This window comes from Streptomyces sp. M41(2017) (assembly GCF_002078175.1).
GTDB lineage: Bacteria > Actinomycetota > Actinomycetes > Streptomycetales > Streptomycetaceae > Streptomyces.
Genome location: NZ_MWFK01000001.1, coordinates 1,660,676 through 1,678,102, shown reverse-complemented (window position 1 = coordinate 1,678,102; position 17,427 = coordinate 1,660,676). Strand labels below are relative to the sequence as shown.

Genomic DNA, 17,427 nt, shown 5'->3' with positions numbered 1-17,427 from the left:
CGAACACTCAGCGTGGAGGGAACGGTCCGATGGAGATGACTCCGGGTACACGGGTACGGCCGACGGAGGAGATCGTGGCGGAGCTGAAGGCGGCGCTGACCGGCGTCGGCGTGGTGCTGCCGTCGCTGCGGGTCGATCCGGTGACCGGGGCGAGCGACGAGCCGTTCGCCCTGGTCGCGCTCGGCCGCTGCAACGTCGGCACCGCGCAGAGGCTGACCGCGGTCCTGCGCGCGTGCGGCGGCGGTGCGGGCGAGGGCGGCGGCGCGTGAGCGAGGAGTACGCCGTCGACGAGCGGGACGGCCGGCTCGGGCAGGTGATGGGGCGCGAGGGCGGGCTGGTCCAGCTGCGGCCGCCGGGTGGCGGACGCGCGTGGGACTGTCCGCCGGAGTGCCTCGGGGAGGCGTCGCCCGGGGACGTCCTGCGCGCCCGGGTGCGGCGGCTCAACGCGGAGACGCGGCTGCCGTGAGGGACCGGCCCGGGCGGTCACCGGTGAGGGGACCCCCGGGCCGGCGCCGGACGCTACAGATTGCCCATGGGTTCGATGTCGACCTTCACCGGGGTGCCCCAGATGCGGAGCACCTCGTAGTCGGTGAACTCGTGGACGAGGCGGTAGGCCATCCCGGGCCGGGGGGTGCGGCGCTCGGCGGCGAGATAGCGCTCGGCCTCGTGCCGGTCGCGGCGCGGGGTGCCGCACAGGTGCCACTCCTGGCCGGTCCACACCTCGGGGAGCCAGCGCTGCTGGGGCTGCGGGCGGTCGCCCCGCACTCCGTACCGGGACATGGCACGCTCGGGCATCTCGTCCGGGGCGGGCGTCCGGCCGTGTGTGTACGCGTCGTTGACCTCGGTGCGGCGGGCGGCGCGGCGGCGGGTCTCGCAGAGCAGGCAGCGGTCGGGGGCGCTCTCGTCCACCGGCCCGTTCGGATGCTCCGAGCAGCGGGTGGTCGGCGCCGCCGTCGTCACCGTCTCCTCCAGCAGGTCCAGGGCCCGCTTCAGGTCCGCCTTGACCTCGTGCAGCTTGGCGTCGGGGGTGTCGGCGTTCAGGGCGTCGCCGTGCTCGCCGAGCACCCGCAGGGCGCGCCCGAGGGCGGTCAGCTGTGCGTGGTTCATGGTCCCAGCGTCGCACGCGCCGCCGACAGGACGGCTACGCGGCGGCCGGTTCAGGGCCCGGGACGTGTGTCCGGCGGTCCAGGCCGAAGAAGTAGGTGGCCGCGAAACCGACGGCGTACCCGGTCAGCAGGCCGCCCGCGTAGATCGCCGCGGTCGGGCCGAGCCCGCGGTTGCCGGACAGCAGCGGGAACAGGGCCCAGCCGGAGGGGCCGATGGCGGTCGAGCCGACCCGGTCGCCCAGCATCGAGAAGAAGCCGATGAAGGCGCCGCCCGCCGCGCCGCCGGCGCAGGCGGTGAGGAAGGGGCGGCCGAGGGGGAGCGAGACGCCGTAGATGAGGGGTTCGCCGACGCCGAGGAGACCGGCGGGCAGCGCGGAGCGGATCGTCGTGCGCAGCGAGGTGTCGTGGCGCAGCCGGACGTACACGGCGAGGGCGGCGCCGACCTGGCCCGCGCCCGCCATGGCGAGGACGGGCAGCAGGACGGTGTACCCCTGCTGCTCGATGAGCGTGGTGTGGATGGGGATGAGGGCCTGGTGCAGGCCGAGCATCACCAGCGGCAGGAACAGGGCGCCGAGGACGAGGCCGGCGAACGCGCCCGTGGTGGTGAGCAGCCAGTTCGCGGCGGTCCCGATGGCGGAGGACAGTTCACCGGCCGCGTACATCAGGGCGTACAGCGTCACCAGGCCGGTCAGCAGCACGGTCAGGGTCGGGGTGACGAGGACGTCCAGGGCGGTCGGGACCCAGCGGCGGCACCACTTCTCGACGTACGTGCCGAGGAGCGCGGCGGCCAGTGCCCCGAGGACGCCTCCCTGGCCGGGGGCGAGGGTCATGCCGAACACGGTCACTTTGGCGACGCCCGCGTAGACGACGACCGCCGCCACCGCGCCGCCCAGGATCGGGGTCCCGCCGAACTCCTTGGCGGTGTTGTAGCCCACGAAGACGGCGATCAGCGCCATGAAGCCGCCGGCGATCGCGGCGAGGGCGGGCGTGACGCCGGTCAGCACACCGAGGTTGACGAGCAGGCCGTTCAGGCCCGCGATCACCCCGCAGCCGATCAGCGCCGGGATCAGCGGCACGAAGATGTCCGCGACCCGGCGCAGCAGCAGCTTGAGGGGCGTCGCGTTGCGCCGGGTCCGTTCGGCCTTCAGTTCGGCGCCGCGCAGCGCGAGACGCTCGGCCGTGGGGGTCAGCAGTGCCTCGAACTCCGGGGTCACCCGGGCGACCGTGCCGGGGCCCAGCACGATCTGGTAGCTGTCGTCGTCCGCGACGACGCCGAGGACGGCGGGCAGCGCCCGCAGGGCGTCCTCGTCGACGAGGTCCCGGTCCCGCAGACCCAGCCGGAGCCGGGTCATGCAGTGGGCGACGGTGAGGACGTTCGCGGGGCCGCCCACCAGGGGGAGGATCGCCGCGGCTGTGGTGGAGTCCGGTGTACGCACTCCCCGAGCGTGCTCGTCAGCCGGACGCCTTCGCCAGCGCGGCACGCAGATGGCCCTGGCTCTCCTCCAGAAGGCGGGCGGCGGTCGGCCCGTCCACCGCGCCGAGGATCGTCAGGATCGCGTTCTTCACCTCGCCGTCGGTGGCGGCGAGCGCCTGCTCGATCTCCTCGTCCGAGGCACCGGTCGCGAGCGCGACGATCCGCCGGGAGCGGGCCCGCAGCTTCTCGTTCGAGGCCCGCACGTCGACCATCAGATTCCCGTACGTCTTGCCGAGCCGGATCATCGTGATCGTCGACAGCATGTTCAGCACGAGCTTCTGGGCGGTGCCGGACTTCAGCCGGGTGGAACCGGTGAGCAGTTCGGGGCCCACCACGACCTCGATGCCGTGGTCGGCGGCGGCCGCGAGCGGGCTGTGCGCGTTGCACGACAGGCCGACCGTCAGCGCCCCGTGCGAGCGGGCGTGCTCGACCGCGCCCACCGCGTAGGGGGTGCGGCCGGAGGCGGAGACGCCGACCACCGTGTCGTCGGCGGTCAGCGCGAGCGCGTCGAGGTCGGCGGCGGCCAGCTCCTTGGAGTCCTCGGCGCCCTCGATCGAGGTGGACAGGGCGGCGGGGCCGCCCGCGATCAGGCCGACGACCCGGGTGGGATCGGTGTTGAAGGTGGGCGGGCACTCGGAGGCGTCGAGCACACCGAGGCGGCCCGCGGTACCGGCGCCGGCGTAGACCAGGCGCCCGCCGCGGGCCATGCGCTCCGCGATGCCGTCGATCGCGGCGGCGATGAGGGGGAGCTGCGCGGCGACGGCGGTCGGCACCGTCGCGTCCTCCCCGTTCATCAGCCGGGCGATCTCCAGCGTGGGCAGCCGGTCGATCCCGGACAGTTCGGGGCGGAACGCCTCGGTGGTCAGCGTCTCCAACTCTGCTCGAAGATCGCCGTAGTTGGGCAGGGAGGTCATGACGGGAGCGGCTCTTTCCGGTGAGGTGTCGTACCGCGCCCGGAGAGGGGCGCGGCCGGGACGACGTACGGCACCGTCACGCGGGTGGCGTCAGGCCGCCCACGGACCGCAGTCTCCCTGCTGAATCAAGTCCCCCGGTTTTGTGTCCCGCGAGGCGGCTATCGGCCGCCGCGCGGAGTATGGCGGTGCGCCAGGGCCTCGTAGGAGGCGGACAGCGCGGGTGCCGCCGTCTCGTAGGTGCGCTGGGCGACCCCCACGAACAGGCAGTCCACCACGAGGAGCTGGCTGGTGCGCGACGACATGGCCGCCGGCCGCAGCTCGCTCTCGCGGGCGGTGGAGGTGGTGAGGATGTGGTCGGCGTACTGCGTGACCGGTCCGCCGGGACGCCCGGTGATCGCGATCGTCGTCGCCCCGTGCTCGAAGGCGACCCGGAGCGGTTCGATGACGTCGCCGGTCGAGCCGGAGTGGGTGATGGCGATCGCCACGTCCTTCGCGCGCAGCTGCACCGCGTTGGTCACCGCGAGGTGCGGGTCGCTGTGCGCGTTGGCTATCAGCCCGATCCGCATGAGCTTCTGGAAGAGGTCCTGCGCGACCAGGCCGGAGGCGCCGACGCCGTAGATGTCGACGCGGCGGGCGGCCGCGATGGCGGCGACGGCCGCGCCGAGCTGCACCGTGTCCAGCGAGGCGGCGGTGTCGGCGAGGGTCTGCTGCTCGTCGTAGGCGAGCTTCGCGACGACGTCGGCGATGGGGTCGTCGACCGCGATGTCGGCGGTGACGGCCGGGGCCCGGCCCGACTGCTGCTGGGCGGCGAGCCCGGCGAGCGCGAGGCGCAGGTCCCGGTACCCCGGATAGCCGAGCAGGCGGGCCGTGCGCACGACCGTCGCCTCGCTGGTGCCGGTGAGTTCGGCGAGCCCGGTGACCGTGAGGGCCGCACAGCCGGCCGGATCACCGGCGACGGCCTCGGCGACCCGCTGCATGGAGCGCGTCATCGAGGGGGCGAGGGTCCGCACCTTGGCCGCGAGGGCGGCAGGGGCGGGCGGAGCCTCGCCCGCGAAAATTTCCTTCACGTTCTGGGTCACATGATGAAAGATATTTTCCTTTGGGGCATACGGTCAAGGGTGCGCACAATGGGGGGCATGGACCCCAGCGACAGCCCCCTCAGCCCTCTGGAACAGGCGCTCCACGCCGCCCGTGCCCGGGTGCTCGCCGACCTGATCGCGGGCCAGGTCGCCCAGGCGGACGTCGTCTCCCTCGTCGAGGACTCGGTCGTACAGCGCCGCTGGTGGGTCGAGCAGTGGCCGGAGGGCGCCGGATTCGTCGCCGGGCTCGTCGCCCAAGACGTGCAGGACGCGCTCCTGGAGCGGCACGGGCGCTGGCCGCTCTGCCCGGTCTGCGGCAGCGGCGACCCGCACGCCCTGGAGGTCGAGCCAGAGCTGGGACCCGACCCGCACTGGGTGTGCCATCAGGCAGGCGTGAAGGTCTCCCCGGTGGGATCGCTCGGTTCGGCGACCGGCACGGCCCCGCCCGCGTGACCGTCTACATCGACCCGCCCACCTGGCCGGGCCACGGCCGGGTGTGGTCCCACCTGATCAGCGACGTCTCCTACGACGAACTCCACGCCTTCGCCGCGACGCTGGGCGCACCCCGCCGCGCCTTCGAGCGCGACCACTACGACATCCCCTCGCACCGCTACGCCGCCGCCGTGGACGCGGGCGCCGTCGAGGTCAGCAGCCGCGAGGTGGTGCGGCTGCTGCACGGGGCGGGGCTGCGGCGGCGCAAGCACCCGGCCGGCTGACCGGTCCCGGCCCGCTCCGGCCGGGAGTGCCGCCCGCCGCGTCCCACCGCCGGGAAGGGAGCGGCCCGGTCAGCTCTCGCGGACGTACAGCCGCAACGACGCCTCCAGGTCGTGCAGTTCGTACGCCGCCCGTTCCTCGTCCTCGCTCACCCGGGTGAATCCGGCCCGTGCGATCACCCGCTGGGAGGGGGCGTTGTCCTGCTCGATGGCCGCGAACAGGAGCTTCACGTCGTCGCGGGCCAGGGCGTGCTCCGCGAGGGCGCACAGCGCCTCGGTCGCGTAACCCCGGCCGCGCGCGGTCTCCGCGAGGTCGTAGCCCACCTCGGCGCGCCCCTCCTCGTCGGGCACGCCGTGGAAGCCGATCCCCCCGACCGCCAGCCCGTCCTCGCGCCGCACGAGCACGAACATGCCCCACTCGGGCCGGTGCGTCCCCGCCTCGTACGCCTTCACGACCATGCCCGCGGCGTCCCGCGTGCCCTCGAACGGGCCGCCCTCGATCCACGCGAAGCCGCCGGTGCGGCCCGCGCGGAGGTCGGCGGCTGCCGCCGGGGTGACGCCCTGGAGCGTGAGCCGCTCGGCGTCGATGACCAGGTTGTTGCGCCAGCGCCACTCGGCGACCGGGGCGCGGCCGGGCAGGTCGGCCCGTCCGGTCGCCCACAGGAGCGTGTTCCAGGGAGCACCGGGTTCGGGCCGGACGTGCGGGAAGATCCGGGGCAGGACCCAGGCGCACAGCTCGGCCGGCGGCCGGTACGCGAGCCCGAGGCCCTCGGCGATGTCGTGGGTGTGCAGCAGGATCTCCGCGACGCCCATCGCGGCGAAGCCCTCGCGGTTCGCGCTGCGGAACGGGAACGGGTGGAAGGCCCGCACCTCGCGCGGGGTCGTGCGCACGGCGGCGGCGAGCAGCCCGCCGGTCGCCTCGATCACGTCGACGGCCCCCGCGTTGTCGGTGCCGTCGTCCAGCGTGATCTCGAACGGCACGTACGCCGTCGTGGCCCGGCCCGCCAACTGGCCCGCGTACGCCACGAGATCACTCGCGATGTGCTCGGCGGTCCGCCGGCAGCTCCACTCCAGACCTCCCGCCGCGACCTCCCAGTCCAGTCCGGCCGCCGGCCGCAGCAGCGCGGCACAGTCCCGGACGGCTGCCTCCACCTGGTCCCCACCCGTGTCTCCCATGCCGCCGAGGATAGGACGGATCACGCTTCGGAACACACGGGATCGGCCGTCGCGCCCCCGGTTCCGACGATCCGTGATCCCGGTGTCCGGCGGTGCAGGCGCAGCGAGACGACGGCCAGGGCGATGGCCGCCGTGGTCAGGGCCGCCCCCGCCCAGGCGGTCGCCCCGTAGCCGAGACCCGCGTCGATGACCGCCCCGCCGAGCCAGGGCCCGGCGGTGTTGCCCAGGTTGAAGGCGGCGGTGGTGGTGGCCGCGGCCAGGGTCGGAGCGGCGGCGGCCACGTTGAACATCCGCGCGTTCAGCGCCGGGGCGGTGCAGAAGCAGGCGACGCCGAGGAGGAAGGAGAGCAGGACCGCCGCGACGGCGTACCGCCCGAGGAGGGCGAACGCGACGAGCACGACCGTGTCGGCCGCCATCCCGAGGATCAGCACCCGGAACAGGTGGGCGTCGGCGAACCGCCCGCCGACCGCCGTCCCGAGGAGCGCGCCCACCCCGAACAGCGCCAGCACGGTCGGCACCCAGCCGTCGTCGAGGCCGGCGACATCGGTGAGCAGCGGGGCGAGGTAGCTGAACGCGCAGAAGACACCGGCCGCGGCGAGCGCGATCGTGCCGATGGACAGCCAGACCTGCCCGTCGCGATAGATGCTCATCTCCCGTGCCAGGCGCGGCCGTTCAGCCGGGCGAGGAAGGGCCGGCACCAGGGTCACGATGCCGGCGAGCGCGATCGCGGACGCGGCGCCGACGGCCCAGAACGCGGCCCGCCAGCCCAGCCCCTCGCCGAGGAACGCCCCGGCGGGCACGCCGAGGACGTTCGCGACCGACAGGCCGCCGATCATCACGGCGAGCGCCCGGGCCCGTGAGGTCGCCGGCACCATCGCGACGGCGACGGCCGCTCCGACCGCCCAGAAACCGGCGCAGGCCAGCGCGCTGACCACCCGGGAGGCGAACAGCACGGCGTACGTGGGCGCGAGGGCACCGGCGACCTGCCCGAGCCCGAAGACCGCGATCAGCGCGACCAGGGTGGCCCGCCGCGGCAGCCGCAGGGTCGCGACGGCGAGCAGCGGCGCCCCGACGACCATGCCGATCGCGAACGCCGAGATCAGCAGACCGGCCTGCGGGATGGTCACGCCCAGGTCCTCCGCGACGGGCGGCAGCAGCCCGGAGAGCATGAACTCGCTGGTGCCGAGGGCGAAGACGGACAGGGCGAGGATGTAGACGGACAGCGGCATACGGGGGCGGGCACCGGCGGGACCGGTGGCTGGTATGTCCGGCTTCAGGGAACCGCGGCTCGGAGGCATGCCTCCTTCGTACGGCCTCCGGTGCCCGCCGTCGAACCCGTTTCCCGCACGGTCCGGATGGCGGAACGGTCGTCAGGGCGCCTTCGTCAGCGTCGCCAGCTCGTCCGTGAGATTTTGCCGGGCGGGCCCGGCCCACATCCGCTCGCCGTACGACGTCCTGAACAGCCGGGGCAGATGGAGGAGTTGACGCAGTACGGCCGCCCGGCCCGCCCGGAAGGCGTCGTCGGGGACGAAGCCGTACTCCTCGCGGACGGCCGCGGCGTAGGCGGCGTACGCGGCCGGCGGCGAGGCCAGGATCGCCAGGTCGGCGTCGCACAGTACGGCGCCGTCGCCGTCACCGTCGGCGGGGTCGTGCGAGACGGTCAGCCGGACCAGCCGGACCACCTCGGCGGTGCGCTCGGCGCCGACGCCCAGCTCGGCCAGGGCCCGCTCGGCCAGCCGCGCCGACCGCTCCTCGTTCTCGGAGCGGTCCGGCAGGTACACGGCGTCGTGGAACCACGCCGCGAGGCGCACCGCGGCCGGGTCCGCCGGCCGCTCCCCGTGCGCCTCCAGCACGTCGACGCGGTCGAGGACCGCGAGGAGGTGGTCCGTGGTGTGGTACCTGCGCTGCGGCTCGGCCCACCGGTCCAGGAGGTTCTCCGCGTAGGGCTCCGGGGAAGGCCCCGGACCATCCGCGCCGTCGCGGGCGGCGCGCACGGTCTCCGCCCAGCGCCGCGAAAGGTCCGCACGGGCCGGATGCCGGTGGCTCTCGTGTCCCGCTCCGCGGTTGCTCTCTGCCGTCATCCCGCCATTCTCCTCGCCCCGCGCCCCGTCCCTTCCTACGGTGGACCCATGATTCCTGGAGACGCACACGACGTACGGGACCCGGACCTGCCCGGCCTGCTCCTGCGCACCGAGCGCGACGCGCTGATCCCGCTGCTGCGGGCCAGGCCCGAAGGGGACTTCGCGCTGCCGACCGCGGGGTGCCCGGCCTGGACGGTGCGGGACGTGCTGGCGCACTGCTCGGCCGCGCTGACCCGGGTCGTCGAGAGCCGTTTCGAACGGGGGGTGTTCAGCCCGGAGGCCAACGACCGTGACATCGCCGAGCGCGGCGACTGGCCGACCGGCCGGATCCTCGACGAGCTGGAGCGCGGGATGACCGAGGCGGGCGCGGCGATCGCCCGGTCCGACGGCACCCTCGACGCGGTCGCGCTCGGAGAGTGGGTGCACGCCGGGGACGTACGGGAGGCTCTCGGTGAACCGGGCGCCTACGAGGGCGCGGGACTTCCGCACGCCCTCGCCCTCCTCGCCCGGGTCAGCCGGGACCGGGACCGGCTGCCGCTGCACGCCGACCTCGACCAACTCGACGACCCGCTGCGCCTGGGCGGTGTCCCCGGCGACCGGCCCCCGGCCCGCTACATCGGCGACGCCGCGACGCTCGTACGGCTGTACGCGGGCCGTCCGGTTCCACGGGCGGACGCGTACGAGCTGGTCGGGGCCGAGGAGACGGAGCTGAACCTGTTCGGGTGAGCGGCGGGTGAGTGACGGGCGGCGGGCGGTGCGTGGGCGGGCACGGGCCGGGCGGAGGGGGAAAACCCTCGGCCCGGGCAGGGCTTCTCGCGCCCCCGCGCCCGCGCGCGTACTCTTGGGATTGGACTAGACCTGTAGCCGCCCAAGGAAGAGGTCCGATGAGCGAGCGGAAGAGCGCACTCCTGGAGGTGATCGCCCTCGGCGTGGAGGACGCGGTCGCCGCTCAGGACGGCGGAGCCGACCGGCTGGAGCTGGTCACGGACATGGCCGCCGACGGGCTGACGCCCCCGGTGGAGACCTTCGCCGGGATCCGTGCCTCCGTCGACATCTCGCTGCGCGTGATGCTGCGCCTGTCGGACGGCTTCGCCTCGGGGGGCGAGCGGGGCGTCGAGGCACTGGTGCGGGCCGCGGGCGAGCTGCGGGCGGCGGGCGCCGACGAGTTCGTGCTCGGCTTCCTGGACCAGCGCGGGGGTCCCGACCTGGACGCCGTCGAGCGGATCGTCGCCGAACTCGACGGCTGCCGTTGGACGTTCCACCGCGCGATCGACCGGGCGGGCGACCGGGACGCCCTGCGCAAGCGGCTGGCCGGCCTTCCGGGCCTCGACGGGTATCTGACCGCCGGCTCCGCGACCGGGGTCGACGACGGGCTCTCCGTTCTCGTCGCCGAGGCGGCACGATGCGGTGAACCGGGCTACGAGCAGCGGATCATGGTCGGGGGCGGGCTCCGTCTCGACCATGTTCCCCAGTTGCTCGCCGCCGGGGTCGACGCGTTCCACATCGGCGGCGCCGCGCGGCCGTTGGGCTGGACCGGGCCCGTCTCCGCCGTCGCCGTCCGGGAGTGGCGGGCCGCCGTCGACGCGCGGGCCGCGCTGCACGCGTAGCCCCGGGGCGGGGGGAGTTCGTCGCCCCCTCCGCCCCTGCCCTTGCCGTACTCGGGGTTCCGCCCCGCGCCCCGTTCCTCAGACGCCGGAGGGGCTGGATTCCAGTTCTGCCGGCAGCGGGGTCGCGTGCGTCACGATCAGGCCCGAGACCGCTCGGGTGAGGGAGACGTACAGGCGGCGCAGGCCGGTGCGTTCGTCGGGTTCGCCGTCGACGACGGCCCGCGGCTCGTCGAGCACCACGTAGTCGTACTCCAGACCCTTGGCGAGCGAGGCGGGCACGAGGGTCAGCCGGGTCTCGGCCGTGGTCTCCTCGCCGGGACCGAGATACGTCCGCCCGGCCGCTGTCAGCGCCTGCGCTAGCACCGGGATCCGGGCGTCCGCGGCGATCAGCCCCGTGGAGCCCTCGCGGCGCAGCAACTCCTCGACCGCGTCCATCACTTCACCGTCCCCGGTGGCCGCCCGGACCTCGAAGAAACCGGGGTTCTCCCGCACGGAGGCGACCGGCGCGAGGCCGGGCGCGATGTGCGGCAGCAGCCGGGACGCGTACGTGATGACGTCCGTGGGGACACGGAAACCCGCCGTCAGCTCCTCCACCACGGCGTCCCCCTTGCCCAGATGCCCGAGCGCCTCCGCCCAGCTGCGGGTCGCCCAGGGAGTGGTCCCCTGCGCCAGGTCGCCGAGCACGGTCGCCGAGCCCGTCGTGCAGCGCCGGCCCACCGCCCGGTACTGCATCGGGGAGAGGTCCTGCGCCTCGTCGAGCACCACATGGCCGAGCGAGTGCGTGCGCCGCACCAGGTCGGTGGCCTCGTCGATCAGCACCGCGTCGGCCGCCGACCACTTCGCGGACTTCACGCTGCGCACCGGCTTCGCCCAGAGGATCTCCTTCTGCTCGGCCTCGTCGAGCAGTCCCTCCGCGTGCGCGGCGAGGAAGTCCGCGTCGCTCAGCAGCCGCAGCACCAGCTTGGCCGGGTCGACCTGCGGCCAGATCGCCTTGACCGCCGCCTTCACCGCGCTGTTCCGGGCGACGGCGTCCTGCACCCGGTCGTCCGGCGCCTCCCCGGAGCGCTCCATCTGGACCAGCACGGCGTGCGCGATGCGCTGCGGAAGGGCCTCGTGCGCGGCCCCGTACCGGATGTCCCGGGCGAGCAACTCCCGGACGATCTCCTCCAGTTCGTATGCCGCGACCCGCCAGCGCCGGGAGCCCCGGACGACCATCACCGGCTCGGTCGGCAGCGTCACGTGCGAGCGGACGGCCCGGCGCAGCACCTCCGCCATCCGCGCGTCGCCCTTGATCACCGCGGCCGGCGCGTCGTCGCTGCCGCGCACCTCGACATGGGCCACGAGGTCGTCGACGGTCGCCTGCCGCACCTCCAGCTCGCCGAGCGCGGGCAGCACCTGCTCGATGTAGTGCAGGAAGGACTTGTTCGGGCCGATCACCAGCGTGCCGGTGCGGGCCAGCCGGTCCCGGTGCGCGTACAGCAGGTACGCGACCCGGTGCAGGCCGACGGCGGTCTTCCCGGTGCCGGGACCGCCCTGCACACAGACCGAGCCGGACAGCCCGGACCGTACGATCTCGTCCTGCTCGGGCTGGATGGTCGCCACGATGTCGCGCATCGGGCCGACGCGCGGGCGCTCGATCTCCTGCTGGAGCAGCTTGCTGGTGGCCGCCGCCTCGGCCGGGTCGGAGAGGTGCTCGTCCTCGTAGGCGGTGAGGTCGCCGCCGGTGTAGCCGAAGCGGCGGCGCAGCCCGACGTCCATCGGGTCCTTCTTGGAGGCCCGGTAGAACGGCTGCGAGACCGGCGCGCGCCAGTCGATGACCATCGGGTCGCCCTCGGCGTCGTGCACGTGCCGGCGCCCGATGTAGAACCGTTCGCCCTCCGCGCCCTCGGCCCGGTCGGCGCCCGGCGCGTGCAGGTAGTCGAGGCGCCCGAAGAAGAGCGGGGTGTGGCTGAGGTCGGCGAGGGCCTTGATGCGCTCGCCGATCTGCCGGTGCAGGACCTCGGCGTTCACCCAGTTCGCGGTGACGTCGCGGATGTCGAGGTTCTCCGCGTCCTCGCGCATCGCGCGGAGCGCGGAACGGGACAGGCCGAGGTGGGAACGTTCGCGGGAGAGGGGATCGCCGGCTTCGGACGGTGCGCCGGACGGACCGTCGGACAGGGTGGACACGGGGAATTGCCTCCGGGGACCTGCTGCGGGAGTGATGCGGCTGACTCGGACCAGACGATCCGGGCGGTTCGGGCCTGGATCTCTGCGGAATCCGTGCGCGATTCCGGATGCCGTCCGGTTTCCGGCCGGACGGCGGCACTCCGCGAAGGGAGGCGGGCAAGAGCGGAGATTCTAGACGAGGGACGGATGCCCGTGCCAACGGGTTTTCCGGCTCCCGGTCTCCCGCCGCGACGACGGACGGCGGGCGGCCCGCCCCTCGTCAGGGTCGGGGACCACCGCCCCTAGGGGTCGGTGTCCGTCGTGAGGTGTACGGCGGGCGGCACCGGGGGTGGACCCGGGGGGCGCCCAGGTTCGGTCGGAAGACCGACGCCGTTCGGGGCCGGGGATCGCACCATGGAGATATGAGTGCAGCCACTTTCACCCCAGGCCCTGCCCGTCCCGGCGCCGCCGCCCGCGGGGCGACGGCCGTCACCTCCGCCCACCACCGCCACCGCTTCGGCGACGCCCTGCGGGCCGTGAAGGTCTTCGCGGGTGCCGCGTTCGACGTCGTCCTGCTCGGCGAGTACGGCGAGGAAGCCGGCGTCCGCCGCCGCTGACCCTGCCGCTGACCCCGCCGCCTCCCGCCCGGCCGTGCCCGACCCCGTGACCGCCGGTCGCGGGCGCCGACCGGCGGGCCGCCGTCAGCTTCCGCTGTCGGTCAGCAGATCGTCGGCGTCCATGATCCGGTACGCGTACCCCTGCTCCGCCAGGAAGCGCTGGCGGTGCGCCGCGAAGTCCTGGTCGATGGTGTCCCGGGCGACCACGGAGTAGAAGTGGGCCTGGTGGCCGTCGGCCTTCGGCCGCAGGACCCGGCCGAGGCGCTGCGCCTCCTCCTGGCGGGACCCGAAGGTGCCCGAGACCTGGATGGCGACCGTGGCCTCCGGCAGGTCGATGGAGAAGTTCGCGACCTTGGACACCACGAGCACGCTGATCTCGCCCTGACGGAACGCGTCGAACAGCTTCTCCCGCTGCGCATTGCTGGTCTCGCCCTTGATGACGGGCGCGTCCAGGTGCTCACCCAGCTCGTCGAGCTGGTCGATGTACTGGCCGATCACCAGGATCTGCTGGCCCGCGAACTTCCGGACCAGTGCCTCCGTCACCTTCCGCTTGGTCGCCGTGGTGGCGCAGAAGCGGTACTTCTCCTCCGTCTCGGCCGTCGCGTACGCGATGCGCTCCGCGTCCGTGAGGTTCACCCGCACCTCGACGCAGTCGGCGGGCGCGATGTAGCCCTGCGCCTCGATCTCCTTCCACGGGGCGTCGAACCGCTTGGGGCCGATGAGGGAGAACACGTCCGACTCGCGGCCGTCCTCCCGGACGAGGGTCGCGGTCAGTCCCAGCCGGCGCCGGGCCTGGAGGTCGGCGGTGAACTTGAAGACCGGGGCGGGCAGCAGGTGCACCTCGTCGTAGACGATGAGCCCCCAGTCGCGGGAGTCGAAGAGTTCGAGGTGCGGGTAGACGCCCTTCCGCCGGGTCGTCAGCACCTGGTAGGTGGCGATGGTGACCGGACGGATCTCCTTGCGCGTACCGCTGTACTCGCCGATCTCCTCCTCGGTCAGCGACGTCCGCTTCACCAGCTCGTGCTTCCACTGCCGGGCGGAGACGGTGTTCGTGACGAGGATCAGCGTGGTGGCCTTGGCCTGCGCCATGGCACCCGCCCCGACCAGCGTCTTGCCCGCGCCGCAGGGCAGGACGACGACACCGGAGCCGCCGTGCCAGAAGTTCTCCACGGCCTGCTTCTGGTAGGGCCGCAGCGCCCAGCCGTCCTCCGCGAGGTCGATGGCGTGGGCCTCGCCGTCGACGTACCCCGCGAGGTCCTCGGCCGGCCATCCGAGCTTCAGCAGCGTCTGCTTGATCTGCCCGCGCTCGGAGGGGTGCACGGCGACCGTGTCGGCGTCGATCCGCCTGCCGACGAGCGGGGCGACGCGCTTGGAGCGCAGCACCTCTTCGAGCACGGGCCGGTCGGTGGTGGTCAGGACGAGACCGTGCGCGGGGTGCTTGCTGAGGGTGAGCCGGCCGTAGCGGTCCATCGTCTCGGCGATGTCCACGAGCAGGGCGTGCGGGACCGGATACCGGCTGAACTCGACGAGCGCGTCCACGACCTGCTCCGCGTCGTGCCCGGCGGCCCGCGCGTTCCACAGGCCGAGGGGGGTGACGCGGTAGGTGTGGATGTGCTCGGGAGCCCGCTCCAGCTCGGCGAAGGGGGCGATCACACGGCGGCAGGCGTCGGCCAGCTCGTGATCGACTTCGAGCAGGAGCGTCTTGTCGGACTGGACGATGAGGGGTCCGTTCACACCCGTCCCTTTCTGCGTGGCGGCACCCGGCGCGGATGCTCGGCCAAACGTCCAGTGTGCCTTACCGGCGGGTGATCACGGCTGGTCGTCGGCCCGCCCCGGTACCGGCCCGGGCCACGACCGGCGCCCTCACGGCTGGTCGTCGAGTTCCGCCACCCCCGTGACCCGGTGCAGCGGGTACGTGCGGACCTCGTCGGCCGTGTGGTCGTACGCGGTGACGAAACCGCCCTCGACGCGGATGGGGGCGATGACGCGCTGGCTGGCGGAGCCCTCGGCGTTGACGTAGCCGATCCAGAGGGCCTCGCCGGTGAGGACGGCGGCCTGCATGGTGGCGAGGGTCTCGGCGGAGCTGGTGCGGGGCAGCTCCCCGGTGGCCGGGCCGTCGCCGGCCGGGTCGTCCTTGCGCGGGGCCGTCGAGGCGAGGTCCCCGGCCCGGATGGCACGGACCGCCGCGCCCAGGAGCGTCGCGTCGGGCACCGGCGGCCCGTCCGGCACGGGCTCGGGGGCGGTGCGCGGCGGCGTGCGGTGGGCGTGCGCCCGGGTGATCAGGACGTCGCCCTCGGCCGACTCCGCGGCCGGCGCGAAGCCCATCGACCGCAGACCCTCCAGGAGAGCCGCCGGATCCGCCTGCGCGGCCAGCACGGTCGGCGCGAGCCGGCGCAGCCGGAACCCCTGCGACCGCTTGTCGGCGAGGATCTCGCTGAGCATGGCGTCGTCGTCGCAGCGCACGTACGCCGACGCGGCCCCGATCCGCAGGTGCCCGTGCCGGCGCGCCACGTCGTCGATCAGGTAGGCGAGCGGCTGCGGGACCGGCGTACGGGAGTGGGCGGCGAGGAAGGCGTGCAGGTCGGAGGCGGAACGCCCGGCGTCCAGGGCCCGGCGTACGGAGCCGGGGGTGAAGCGGTACACGGTCGCGCCGCCCTTGGACTCGACGTCCGCGAGCACCCCGAGGGTGTCGGCCAGCGGACGCTGCAGCGGGCCGGGCGCGACCGCCGTCAGGTCCGCCTGGAGCAGCACGTGGTCGAGCGGCTCGGGCAGCAGCGGCGCGACCAGCCGGGCCGCGCGCTCCGCCGCCGCGGCCTGCTCGGCGGGGGAGCGGGGCACGGCACCGGCCGCGGCACCGTCCGCCGGGTGGTGCCGCCTGTGCGCGGGCAGCTTGGCGCCGGGACCCGACGCCTCCGCCTCCGGTACGGCGGCCGACGGCGGCAGGCCCAGCAGCGCCCGCCCCTGCGCGGACAGCGCGCCCCGGCCGGTCACCCCGAGCAGTTCCGCCTCGGACAGCGTCCACCGGGCCAGCCGGGTCCTCAGATCGTCGGTGGGGGTCCGGGCACCGCGCGGCGGGCGCTCCCAGTACAGCCGGGCGAGGAGGGAGTCCGGGGCGGGCGAGGAGCCCTCGGGCAGGGTGCCGAGGAGCGCGAGGACACGGTGGCGGACCTCGGGCGCCGCCGAACGGTCGAGGTTCGGGCCGAGCGCGGACAGGGTCCGGTCCTTCGCGTCCCGGCCGCCGACCAGCCCCGCCGTACGGGTCGCCGCCAGCCACGCCGAGGCGAGCCGCGCCCAGCGCTCGGCGGCGGGCAGCTCCAGCCACTCGTCGTAGGCCGGGGTCGCCGCGTACCGCTCGTCGGCCTCGCCGTCGGACGCCACCAGGCCCGCCGCGTGGGCGAGTTCCACCCAGAACGCGGCGACGGGCTCGGAGACGTCGAGCGCCACCGCCGTCCGCTTCAGGTCCCGCACGCTCAGCCCGCCCGCGCGCAGCACGGGGGGACCGCCCTCGTGCCAGTCCTTCAGGAGTTCCTCGACCGTCGCCAGCGTCGTGTAGGCCTGGCCGGCCGCGGCGGCGTCCACAACCTGTGGACGGTGCGTCGTCGCGGCCTCGACCGCGGGCGCCACCGGTTCCGTCACCCGGTGTGCTCGGCCCGCCCGCAGATGCAGGGCCACCTCACGGGGCAGGACGACCGTGCCGGGCGCCGTCGGCAGCAGCAGCCCCCGGGCGATCAGCCACCGCAGATGCGCCGCCGGTTCCGCCGTCACCTGCCCGTACGGCGGCCCCCACACCAGCCGCGACAGCACCTCCACCGCTTCGACGGGCGCCTCGTCGAGCAGGGCGGACATCCGGCGCCGGTCGGCGAACAGGCCGCCGAGCGACGCCACCGCCGACACCGAGTCGTGCGTGGTCGCGAGCCCCGCCGCCGTCACGATCTCCTGGATACGTCCCGGCGACATGCCCGTGGTGGCCTCGGCGACCGTCGGCCCGAGCCCGGTGGGGGAGGGGTGCTGCGGTGACGGCGCGAGCAGCTCGCGGGCCGTCCGTACCAGCCGCAGCCGGTCGTCGGGCCCCCAGACCAGGGCCTGCTCGCGGAGCGTCCCGAGGGCGTGCGGGAAGGCGGCCGTCACCGCGGGGTCCGCGTCGTCCCCCGCCAGCAGCCCGAGCAGCTCGCCGTACGCGGCCGGTTCCGGTGCCACGGCCAGGGCCTCGGCCGTCTGGAGCGCGAACCGGTCGAGCCGCTCCAGGGCGCGCACCACCGACGCCCGGGTGCCCGCCCGGGTGGCGAGCTGGGTGAGATCCGTGGGGACGGGCGTGATCAGGTCGGGACGGGAACGCAGCAAAGCGGTCAGCGAGGCGTCGTCCCGCGCCCGGAGTGCTTCCGCCAGGGACCGCGGGGCGGTCGTCTCGGGGCTCATCCTGTCAACGGTAGCGGGTGACATGTCCCCGAGGGCCGCCGCAGGGCTGGACGCGCACCCGGCGGCCGCGTTCCCCGGACGGGACGGCCGCCGCCCCGG

17 protein-coding genes are annotated in these 17,427 nt (G+C 74.4%); 7 read left to right on the top strand and 10 right to left on the bottom strand.

What is annotated here, in order from left to right:
* The first annotated feature begins 29 nt into the window (after positions 1-29).
* A complete protein-coding gene (locus B0675_RS07300; protein ID WP_179165261.1) occupies positions 30-269 on the top strand; it encodes a hypothetical protein in 240 nt (79 codons plus the stop codon).
* Positions 266-466, top strand: a complete 201-nt coding sequence (locus B0675_RS07295; RefSeq protein ID WP_081217924.1) for a hypothetical protein — start codon at positions 266-268, stop codon at positions 464-466. The genes B0675_RS07300 and B0675_RS07295 overlap by 4 nt, the downstream gene beginning before the upstream one ends.
* Positions 467-519: 53 nt before the next feature.
* On the opposite strand, the gene B0675_RS07290 is transcribed toward B0675_RS07295, so the two are convergent.
* The 4 genes from B0675_RS07290 to B0675_RS07275 form a co-directional block, all read right to left on the bottom strand.
* Positions 520-1,107 (bottom strand): hypothetical protein, encoded by a 588-nt coding sequence (locus B0675_RS07290; protein WP_081217923.1) that lies wholly within the window; start codon positions 1,105-1,107, stop codon positions 520-522.
* Between the two features lie 34 nt (positions 1,108-1,141).
* Complete coding sequence (locus tag B0675_RS07285; protein WP_081217922.1) at positions 1,142-2,542, bottom strand: PTS transporter subunit EIIC; 1,401 nt, start codon at positions 2,540-2,542, stop codon at positions 1,142-1,144.
* A gap of 16 nt (positions 2,543-2,558) precedes the next feature.
* A complete protein-coding gene (murQ, locus tag B0675_RS07280) occupies positions 2,559-3,494 on the bottom strand; it encodes an N-acetylmuramic acid 6-phosphate etherase (RefSeq protein ID WP_081217921.1) in 936 nt (311 codons plus the stop codon).
* A 158-nt stretch (positions 3,495-3,652) separates the two neighbouring features.
* A complete protein-coding gene (locus B0675_RS07275) occupies positions 3,653-4,573 on the bottom strand; it encodes a MurR/RpiR family transcriptional regulator (protein ID WP_081217920.1) in 921 nt (306 codons plus the stop codon).
* 57 nt (positions 4,574-4,630) lie between these two features.
* On the opposite strand from B0675_RS07275, the gene B0675_RS07270 reads away from it, so the two are divergent.
* On the top strand, positions 4,631-5,026 hold the full coding sequence (locus tag B0675_RS07270; RefSeq protein ID WP_081221646.1) for a hypothetical protein: 396 nt from the start codon (positions 4,631-4,633) through the stop codon (positions 5,024-5,026).
* On the top strand, positions 5,023-5,289 hold the full coding sequence (locus B0675_RS07265) for a DUF4031 domain-containing protein (RefSeq protein ID WP_081217919.1): 267 nt from the start codon (positions 5,023-5,025) through the stop codon (positions 5,287-5,289). Before B0675_RS07270 ends, B0675_RS07265 begins: the two co-directional genes overlap by 4 nt.
* A 69-nt stretch (positions 5,290-5,358) precedes the next feature.
* Here B0675_RS07265 and B0675_RS07260 read toward each other — a convergent pair whose 3' ends face one another.
* From B0675_RS07260 to B0675_RS07250, 3 genes are all read right to left on the bottom strand, one after another.
* Positions 5,359-6,462 carry a GNAT family N-acetyltransferase gene (locus B0675_RS07260; RefSeq protein ID WP_107482575.1) on the bottom strand — a complete coding sequence of 368 codons (1,104 nt, stop codon included), beginning with the start codon at positions 6,460-6,462 and terminating at the stop codon, positions 5,359-5,361.
* A gap of 20 nt (positions 6,463-6,482) precedes the next feature.
* Positions 6,483-7,691 carry a Cmx/CmrA family chloramphenicol efflux MFS transporter gene (locus B0675_RS07255; protein ID WP_081221645.1) on the bottom strand — a complete coding sequence of 403 codons (1,209 nt, stop codon included), beginning with the start codon at positions 7,689-7,691 and terminating at the stop codon, positions 6,483-6,485.
* A 141-nt stretch (positions 7,692-7,832) separates the two neighbouring features.
* Positions 7,833-8,543, bottom strand: coding sequence for a hypothetical protein (locus B0675_RS07250; protein WP_081217917.1), 711 nt, complete (start codon positions 8,541-8,543; stop codon positions 7,833-7,835).
* A 48-nt stretch (positions 8,544-8,591) separates the two neighbouring features.
* Here B0675_RS07250 and B0675_RS07245 point away from each other — a divergent pair, with 48 nt between their 5' ends.
* Positions 8,592-9,269: a maleylpyruvate isomerase family mycothiol-dependent enzyme gene (locus B0675_RS07245; RefSeq protein ID WP_081217916.1), complete on the top strand. Its 678-nt coding sequence runs from the start codon at positions 8,592-8,594 to the stop codon at positions 9,267-9,269.
* A gap of 158 nt (positions 9,270-9,427) precedes the next feature.
* On the top strand, positions 9,428-10,150 hold the full coding sequence (locus B0675_RS07240; RefSeq protein ID WP_081217915.1) for a copper homeostasis protein CutC: 723 nt from the start codon (positions 9,428-9,430) through the stop codon (positions 10,148-10,150).
* A 78-nt stretch (positions 10,151-10,228) separates the two neighbouring features.
* On the opposite strand, the gene B0675_RS07235 is transcribed toward B0675_RS07240, so the two are convergent.
* The gene (locus B0675_RS07235; RefSeq protein ID WP_081217914.1) at positions 10,229-12,316 is read right to left on the bottom strand and encodes an AAA family ATPase; all 2,088 of its coding nucleotides are present in this window, start codon (positions 12,314-12,316) and stop codon (positions 10,229-10,231) included.
* 401 nt (positions 12,317-12,717) lie between these two features.
* Here B0675_RS07235 and B0675_RS07230 point away from each other — a divergent pair, with 401 nt between their 5' ends.
* The gene (locus B0675_RS07230) at positions 12,718-12,912 is read left to right on the top strand and encodes a hypothetical protein (protein WP_081217913.1); all 195 of its coding nucleotides are present in this window, start codon (positions 12,718-12,720) and stop codon (positions 12,910-12,912) included.
* Between the two features lie 84 nt (positions 12,913-12,996).
* Here B0675_RS07230 and B0675_RS07225 read toward each other — a convergent pair whose 3' ends face one another.
* Positions 12,997-14,646 carry a DNA repair helicase XPB gene (locus tag B0675_RS07225; protein ID WP_081217912.1) on the bottom strand — a complete coding sequence of 550 codons (1,650 nt, stop codon included), beginning with the start codon at positions 14,644-14,646 and terminating at the stop codon, positions 12,997-12,999.
* Between the two features lie 129 nt (positions 14,647-14,775).
* Positions 14,776-17,328: a helicase C-terminal domain-containing protein gene (locus B0675_RS07220; protein ID WP_081217911.1), complete on the bottom strand. Its 2,553-nt coding sequence runs from the start codon at positions 17,326-17,328 to the stop codon at positions 14,776-14,778.
* Between the last annotated feature and the right edge of the window lie 99 nt (positions 17,329-17,427).

Excerpts from the sequence above, each read along its gene's own strand:
- B0675_RS07220 (WP_081217911.1), bottom strand. The coding sequence starts at position 17,328 with ATGAGCCCCGAGACGACCGCCCCGCGGTCCCTGGCGGAAGCACTCCGG.
- B0675_RS07270 (WP_081221646.1), top strand. The coding sequence starts at position 4,631 with ATGGACCCCAGCGACAGCCCCCTCAGCCCTCTGGAACAGGCGCTCCAC.
- B0675_RS07300 (WP_179165261.1), top strand. The coding sequence starts at position 30 with ATGGAGATGACTCCGGGTACACGGGTACGGCCGACGGAGGAGATCGTG.
- B0675_RS07250 (WP_081217917.1), bottom strand. The coding sequence starts at position 8,543 with ATGACGGCAGAGAGCAACCGCGGAGCGGGACACGAGAGCCACCGGCAT.
- murQ (WP_081217921.1), bottom strand. The coding sequence starts at position 3,494 with ATGACCTCCCTGCCCAACTACGGCGATCTTCGAGCAGAGTTGGAGACG.
- B0675_RS07255 (WP_081221645.1), bottom strand. The coding sequence starts at position 7,691 with ATGCCGCTGTCCGTCTACATCCTCGCCCTGTCCGTCTTCGCCCTCGGC.
- B0675_RS07240 (WP_081217915.1), top strand. The coding sequence starts at position 9,428 with ATGAGCGAGCGGAAGAGCGCACTCCTGGAGGTGATCGCCCTCGGCGTG.
- B0675_RS07290 (WP_081217923.1), bottom strand. The coding sequence starts at position 1,107 with ATGAACCACGCACAGCTGACCGCCCTCGGGCGCGCCCTGCGGGTGCTC.
- B0675_RS07245 (WP_081217916.1), top strand. The coding sequence starts at position 8,592 with ATGATTCCTGGAGACGCACACGACGTACGGGACCCGGACCTGCCCGGC.
- B0675_RS07230 (WP_081217913.1), top strand. The coding sequence starts at position 12,718 with ATGAGTGCAGCCACTTTCACCCCAGGCCCTGCCCGTCCCGGCGCCGCC.
- B0675_RS07260 (WP_107482575.1), bottom strand. The coding sequence starts at position 6,462 with ATGGGAGACACGGGTGGGGACCAGGTGGAGGCAGCCGTCCGGGACTGT.